The 3,892-nt window shown below is 41.7% G+C and carries 3 protein-coding genes and 1 pseudogene; 2 read left to right on the forward strand and 2 right to left on the reverse strand.

All coding sequences use genetic code 11. The annotated features are described in order from the left end of the window. Window positions 1-254: 254 nt before the first annotated feature. A pseudogene (locus HRU21_11835) lies at window positions 255-1,415 on the reverse strand (IS3 family transposase). Window positions 1,416-1,429: 14 nt separating this feature from the next. Continuing rightward, the gene (locus tag HRU21_11840; protein ID NRA42980.1) at window positions 1,430-1,738 is read right to left on the reverse strand and encodes a transposase; all 309 of its coding nucleotides are present in this window, start codon (window positions 1,736-1,738) and stop codon (window positions 1,430-1,432) included. Between the two features lie 334 nt (window positions 1,739-2,072). Between HRU21_11840 and HRU21_11845 the strand changes: the two genes are divergently transcribed. Both HRU21_11845 and HRU21_11850 read left to right on the forward strand, forming a co-directional pair. After that, complete coding sequence (locus HRU21_11845; GenBank protein ID NRA42981.1) at window positions 2,073-2,603, forward strand: hypothetical protein; 531 nt, start codon at window positions 2,073-2,075, stop codon at window positions 2,601-2,603. Window positions 2,604-2,749: 146 nt separating this feature from the next. Further along, window positions 2,750-3,568 carry a hypothetical protein gene (locus HRU21_11850; protein NRA42982.1) on the forward strand — a complete coding sequence of 273 codons (819 nt, stop codon included), beginning with the start codon at window positions 2,750-2,752 and terminating at the stop codon, window positions 3,566-3,568. Window positions 3,569-3,892 lie beyond the last annotated feature (324 nt).

Here is a 3,892-nt window from a genome sequence, read left to right on the forward strand (position 1 = left end):
CATTTCTTGAAACCATATTTTCTTTCGAAAAAACGATGTACTTGTTGAGTGTAATAACCGTTTCCTGAAATTTTCCCCCTTTTAATAGCGTCTTCTATATAATTGAGTTCTTCTCCGACTAAAGAGGGTTTGTTAAACGGTATCTGAAATTCCATATGGTTTTTTGAATTCTTTTTTGCAATCTATAATATGAATACGGAATGCCTTCATTTTTTCGACAGATTGGTTCGGCCCCCTATAAATCGGACAATTTTCTAAACGGTTTTGTGAATATAGTTTGAATGGTTGAAACTTTGTCCCCAGCAAAGAACGACCGACGGTGATGGTAAGACCGATGGTTGATAAATTGGAGTGTTGGGCCCATTCACTTCTCTCATTTAAGCTGCTAACTCTCATGCGGCAGTGGTATTTTGCTGATTTACCACCCCATTGAGGGGTGATAAATCAGAGCAAAGAACTTCCCTCTGGCTCTCATATCCCGATAGGGATTGATAGGGTACGTTGAGTTTAAAATTCACCTTCTTTTTGTCTAGGACAACCCTATTGATCAGTCCCTTCTGCCAACATTTCCAAAACACCATTGGGGCTAACCATGCGATTGCGGAATGGATTCTGATCTCATTGTAATTTTGATAGAATGCTACCAATCTGTTTTCCAACTCCTGAAGGCTCCAAAAAGGTTGATTTCCCAGTCCCTTTTTCAAGATACTGTGGAAGCTCTCTACATGACCATTTTCCTGTGGTGTGTAGGGGTGAGTAAAGATTTGATCAATGTGGTTTTCTTTCAAAAACTGCCGAACACTTTTGGCCAGGAACTGAGGGCCGTTATCATTCCTTACTTCTACATGTAATCCTTCTTGAAGCAGATTTGCCGATTGTAGATGCTCTTCGATAACAGATTGCCATGCCTGTTGTACCTGAGTCTGCTTCATCTCATATCCCACTGACCAATAGAGTACCACTCTGGTGAAGGTATCGATGATATTGAGGATATAAGCATGTCTTCGATGTTGGGTCACCCAGACCATCTTAATGTCCATTTCCAGTACCTGTAGTGGTCTTTCTGGGGTGACTATACGATAGCGAACATAAGACTTTTCAGTATCGGGTTTGATCTTCTCTTTTAGCAATTGAGCTGCTTTCATTAACCGGTATACCTTTTTATGGTTGATGGTAAAACCCTGCTGTTTAAGGTGGTAAGACATCTTTCTGTAACCATAGTTGGTATCCTCATTCGATTGTGTGGCTTTGATCTCTGCCAATACCTGCTCATCGTTTACTATTTGGCTTCCTTTCAGTGTATCATTACGCTGCTGCCGACCTCTGTTTTTATGTTCCTTTGGACGATAATAGAACTGATGTCGGGTAAGTTGTGTGATAGCTAAAGCAGTATCTCGTTTGAGCCCCTGACCCATGTATGTCATAACTATCACTTTTTTCTCGTCAAGGGGTACTTCTTTTTTAGCAGCTCATCTTTGAGCTTACCTTCTAATTCCTTCTCCGCAACCAGTTGCTTAAGCATCGCATTCTCTTTCTCCAGGCGACGAATCTCTTTGAGATGGGCTGGGGTCATTCCATGACGTAATCCTTCTTCCCCCATCGTATCATACTTCTTCCGCCAACCATAAAAAGTGGCTGGATAAAGGCTGTACTTTTCCAAGGTGCATTTCACCCCCAGACTTTTACTCTCTTCTAAGATCGAGAGCTTCTCTTCTTTGCTAAATGTGCGTCTTTGCATCTGTGACATAATTAGTGCCTGTTTTTACGTTCCAAAAAGTTGATCTGAGTCACTACCTGGTGGATTTTCATGCTTTATCCTTGCACGAATCTACCTTCGATAGATGACCCCATATTACGTTTTTATTGAAAGATCGACCTTCAGGCAGACTAGATGATAGTTTTAAGGTCAATTTGATGCAATTCTTTGAATTTCTCTGGAATAGATTCGAGGCTCTTCTGTGGGAAAATATCTCTCTTGATCCAGAAATGCTCCCCGATTTTAGTTGCAATTAGTCTTCAACTATTTGGACATTAATTGTTATATTGCAAATAGCTCATATATATTAAAATCAATGCGAAAAACCTTTGAACAGCAATTGCAGTTAGGAGATTTACTCATCGAGGATGTCATCATACCCAAAAAGACCAGAAGTCATCTGGCTGCATTGGCCAAGGCATTAAAATACATTTATGTCCATCACCAATGGAATAGCCGTATTTTCGAATTGATCTCTGGAAAGTTGAGTGAATCACAATTGAACAAAGGCAGAGCCGGGATGGACCTCTGGGAAATTTTTGTCTTAGCACAAGTACGCTTATGCATGAATATTTCTTATGATGAACTACACTTCATGGCCAATGATAGTGAATTGGTCAGAGGTATCATGGGGGTGTTACGTACTGATTTTAAAACGGGTAAACAATACTCTTATCAGGGTATCTATGATAATGTTACCCTTTTAGACGATGAGTTGTTAACTCAAATCAACGATGTGATCCTGGAAATGGGTCATCAGGTATTTAAAAAAAAGGAAACACCCCAAAAGAGGCTACTGCCTCTGCCTCACCGACTTTGCGCTGCAAGACCGATAGCTTTGTCGTAGAAACTGACACCCACTTTCCTACCGATTATAACCTACTGTGGGATAGTGCCCGCAAGTGTGTTGATATAGCCGAGAAACTCGCAACAAAAGCTGATGATGCTGGTTGGAGAAAGGCCAGAGAATGGCGTAGAATACTGAAAGGACAAATGCGAACCATTAGTGGAATCACGGGCAAAGGAGGTAAAAACAAGACTGAAAGGCTTCAAAAAGCTACTACGGCTTATTTGACCAAAGCCAGGGCATTGGAAAAGAAAGTAACCCATACACTCAACAATATCTCTGGTTGCAGTCCTGCTTTGGTGGCTTCCTGGCTGGAGCTGACCTACTACCATCAAATGCTGGTTAAGCACATCGACCTGATGGATAGAAGAATACTTCAGGGTGAAGTCATCCCTCACGAAGAAAAGCTGTTTTCCATCTTTCAGCCCTATACCGAGTGGATCAATAAAGGCAAGAAAAACCCTTCGGTTGAAATCGGTAAAAGGTTGGTAGTCACCTCTGACCAATTTGATCTCATTGTTGATTGGCAAATAGGCGAAAACCAAACAGATAATCAACTTACACTGCCTGTGGCAGACCGTTTAATGAGCAAATACCGCTTACAGAGCCTGAGTTTTGACCGAGGGTTTTATGACAAAGAAGACAAAGAAATCCTTGAAACGGAAATCCCCGAAGTGATCATGCCTAAGAAAGGTAAGCGCAGTGAGCAGGAGAAGCAACTCGAAGAAGCACCCAGCTTTGTCAGGCAGAAAAACAAGCACAATGCGATTGAATCCAATATCAATGAACTTGAACACCGAGGCTTGAATAGATGCCCGGATCGTTCCCGGTCAGGTTTCAACAGATATATTGGACTGGCGGTGACCGCTTATAATCTACACAAGATCGGCAGAGAGCTTCAAAAGCAGGAAAAGAAACTGGCTCAACGACAGGCTAAATCAGAGCCTGTAGGAATGGCCGCGTAACAAACCCGCTTAGTCACTCTCAAGAGGGTGGGCAGTAGAAGTCCGTTTAAATGGCATTGATAGAGTTTCATGTAATAATAATTTTAGAGAAAATCCGCTGACTCAGACCGATCGCGAGGTGAAAATTAATAACACAGAAAACGTTATCGCTAAATCATAACTAACAACGTAAAAGCAAACAGCCTATTTTCGGAGAGACACTAATTAACCCATCCAGTGATATAAGCACGGAGGGATTCTTTCCTGCGTTCATATCCCAAACCGATGCTTCTTCACGTCAGCTCTTTTATCTTGAGCTTCATCTTCCGCACACTTTGAACATGG

Source organism: Pseudomonadales bacterium (genome assembly GCA_013215025.1).
In the GTDB taxonomy this organism is placed as follows: domain Bacteria; phylum Pseudomonadota; class Gammaproteobacteria; order Pseudomonadales; family DT-91; genus DT-91.

Coding starts and splice junctions, on each gene's coding strand:
- HRU21_11840 (NRA42980.1), bottom strand. CDS start 1,738: ATGCAAAGACGCACATTTAGCAAAGAAGAGAAGCTCTCGATCTTAGAA.
- HRU21_11845 (NRA42981.1), top strand. CDS start 2,073: ATGCGAAAAACCTTTGAACAGCAATTGCAGTTAGGAGATTTACTCATC.
- HRU21_11850 (NRA42982.1), top strand. CDS start 2,750: ATGCGAACCATTAGTGGAATCACGGGCAAAGGAGGTAAAAACAAGACT.